General features: G+C 69.7%; 2 protein-coding genes and 1 pseudogene (1 of these 3 running past the window's edge). All 3 read left to right on the top strand.

All coding sequences use genetic code 11. From position 1 onward, the window contains the following. Nucleotides 1-87 (top strand): annotated as a pseudogene (locus tag ACFE99_RS25045) (tRNA (adenosine(37)-N6)-dimethylallyltransferase) (its annotated part extends 531 nt beyond the left edge of the window); the annotation flags it as partial. Nucleotides 88-147: 60 nt separating this feature from the next. After that, on the top strand, nucleotides 148-1,020 hold the full coding sequence (dapF, locus tag ACFE99_RS25040; RefSeq protein WP_375489571.1) for a diaminopimelate epimerase: 873 nt from the start codon (nucleotides 148-150) through the stop codon (nucleotides 1,018-1,020). A 46-nt stretch (nucleotides 1,021-1,066) separates the two neighbouring features. Beyond that, on the top strand, nucleotides 1,067-1,814 hold a 748-nt coding region (locus tag ACFE99_RS25035), incomplete at its 3' end, for an HflX GTPase family protein (RefSeq protein ID WP_375489569.1).

Genomic DNA, 1,814 nt, shown 5'->3' with positions numbered 1-1,814 from the left:
CACCGCATCCATTGGCTCGACGCCGCCACGCCCCAGAGGTCGGACATCGTCGACGCGGTGCTGCGGGCCTGGCGGCACGTATCCTGAGCAGGTGATCCGCGCCGACGACGATGATGCCGGCGCGGCCGGAATCGAGGAACGGCGCACATGATCTTCGCCAAAGGCCACGGCACGCAAAACGACTTCGTGCTGCTGTGCGACCTCGAGGCGAAGCTGACCCTGGCGCGCGCAGCGGTGGCCACGCTCTGCGACCGGCGCCGCGGGTTGGGCGCCGACGGGGTGCTACGAGTCACCACCGCGGCGGCCGCGCAGGCGTCCGGTGCGCTCGACCGCCTGCCCGACGGTGTCGACGCCGGCGACTGGTACATGGACTACCGCAACGCCGACGGCTCGGTCGCGCAGATGTGCGGCAACGGCGCGCGGGTGTTCGCGCACTACCTGCGGGCCAGCGGGCTCGAGCAGCGAGACGAATTCGTCGTCGGGTCGCTGGCCGGGGCTCGGCCGGTCACCCTGCATCACGTCAGCCCCGCCACCGCCGACGTCACCGTCGACATGGGCAAGGTCAATCGGCTCGGTCCGGGGGAGGCGGTTGTCGGTGGGCGGCGGTTCACCGGCTTAGGGGTCGACGTCGGCAACCCGCATCTGGCGTGCGTGAACCAGGGGCTGACGCCCGAGAAGTTGGCGGCTCTAGACGTCGGCGCGCCGGTCAGCTTCGACCACGCGCAGTTTCCGGACGGTGTCAACGTCGAAATCCTCACCGCACCCGATGACGGCGCGGTCTGGATGCGGGTCCACGAGCGGGGAGTGGGCGAGACCCGCTCCTGCGGCACCGGGACCGTCGCCGCCACAGTCGCCGCGCTGGCCCATACCGGTGCCACCACCGGCACGCTGACCGTGCGGGTGCCCGGCGGCGACGTCGTCGTCACCCTCACCGAAGCCACCAGCTACCTGCGCGGGCCGTCGGTGCTGGTCGCCCACGGCGAACTGAGTGAGGAATGGTGGCGCGAACAGCAGCGTTAATTCGGATGCGCGACGCCGATTCGGCGTGCACCATCTCTAATTGCCTATGACATATCCCGAATTTCCCCATTACCCCGCTGCAGAGCCCAGCACGGGCGACTTGGCGCTCGATGACCGCTCGGCGCTGCGCCGCGTTGCCGGGTTGTCCACCGAACTTGCCGACATCTCCGAGGTCGAGTACCGCCAGCTACGGCTGGAACGAGTCGTGCTGGTCGGCGTGTGGACCGAGGGCAGCGCCGCCGACGCCCAGGCCAGCCTGGCCGAATTGGCGGCACTGGCCGAAACCGCGGGTTCGCAGGTGCTCGAAGGGCTCATCCAGCGCCGCGACAAACCCGACCCCGCGACCTACATCGGGTCCGGCAAGGCCCAGGAGCTTCGCGAGGTCGTGCTGGCGACTGGAGCCGACACCGTCATCTGCGACGGCGAGCTGTCGCCGGCGCAGCTGACCGCGCTGGAGAAGGCGGTCAGGGTCAAAGTCATCGACCGCACCGCGCTGATCCTCGACATCTTCGCCCAGCACGCCACCAGCCGAGAAGGCAAAGCGCAAGTGTCGCTGGCGCAAATGGAATACATGCTGCCGCGGCTGCGAGGCTGGGGTGAATCGATGTCGCGCCAGGCCGGTGGCCGGGCCGGTGGCAGCACGGGCGGGGTGGGTCTGCGCGGTCCCGGTGAGACCAAGATCGAGACCGACCGGCGGCGCATTCGCGAGCGGATGGCCAAGCTGCGCCGCGACATCAAAGGCATGAAGCAGGTCCGCGACACCCAGCGCAGCCGCCGAGTGGCCAGCGATGTGC

The organism is uncultured Mycobacterium sp. (assembly GCF_964249325.1).
Classification (GTDB): domain Bacteria; phylum Actinomycetota; class Actinomycetes; order Mycobacteriales; family Mycobacteriaceae; genus Mycobacterium.
Note: the sequence above shows the minus strand (reverse complement) of the source record. Positions and strands in the feature narration are given on the sequence as shown.

What these genes read in the sequence shown, in the direction of transcription:
- dapF (WP_375489571.1), top strand. Translation starts at nt 148, where the DNA reads ATGATCTTCGCCAAAGGCCACGGCACGCAAAACGACTTCGTGCTGCTG.